General features: G+C 40.5%; 1 protein-coding gene. It reads right to left on the reverse strand.

Translation table 11 applies throughout. From position 1 onward, the window contains the following. Positions 1 to 626, reverse strand: a 626-nt coding sequence (locus tag A3712_RS28865) for a phage major capsid protein (protein ID WP_063523725.1), incomplete at its 3' end; no start/stop codon positions are given. Positions 627 to 871 lie beyond the last annotated feature (245 nt).

Genomic DNA, 871 nt, shown 5'->3' on the forward strand with positions numbered 1-871 from the left:
TTCATCAATCTTTCTGCTACGAACTGTAGTTGCACCGGTATAATCATTTTTCTACCGTTGAGAGCGATCTTTAGACCTCTGTCATCAGTTAGTAATGAAATATCGATTAGCGACTGCTCAAGTGAAGTTTCATTTAAGTCAGACGCAGTTGACAACTCATTTCTAATGTTCCCACCAGTTGACGGGTGCGCTGTAGAACATAGTTCTACTCCATCACCGCCAGTAAAAGATGAATCAAACGCATTGTTTAATACGTTAGCCGCTTTTACTTGTTTGGTGTTACTCATTGAACGAGCAAGTGCTTTTGTGTAACGAGAGCTGATTCTGTCGTAAAGGTTATCCTCTACAGCTTCTTCAGTAATCGCAAAAGCAAGTGCTATAGTTTCGTGAGTGTACCTTGCAGTGAAAGACTCAGTAGCATCATCAAAGTTAATTGACGTACCTTCTGGTTTTACCTGCGCAGAACCGAAACCGGATAGCATTACTTCTTCTTCAAAAGCTCTGTCCGAAGTTTCTATATCATAGATNNCTTCGTGTTGATTTTCGTATCTGGCATATTCCAAACCGAACAAAGCNTTNANGCCCGGTTCTAGTTCCTTTACCAGTTGTGATCTTGATATTGGCATATTAGACTCCTATTAGCTTAANGCTGTTGTTAGTAAGTAAGAATGCTCGCCAGTGTTTGGAATTACATAAACGTTAACGTTTGCTGAACTCGTATCACTATTGTCGGGATCCTTGGAAATACCTATTTGTTTAAATTGTCCAGATGTACCTGCTGTAGAAGTATCTAGCTCTTGAGTTGATCTACCTGTAGAAGAGCTTCCTGCTTGTCCTACTAAATCAAAACCAGCGAAATTCATCGCCGCTG

It is taken from the genome of Vibrio sp. HI00D65, assembly GCF_001635455.1.
Lineage (GTDB): Bacteria > Pseudomonadota > Gammaproteobacteria > Enterobacterales > Vibrionaceae > Vibrio.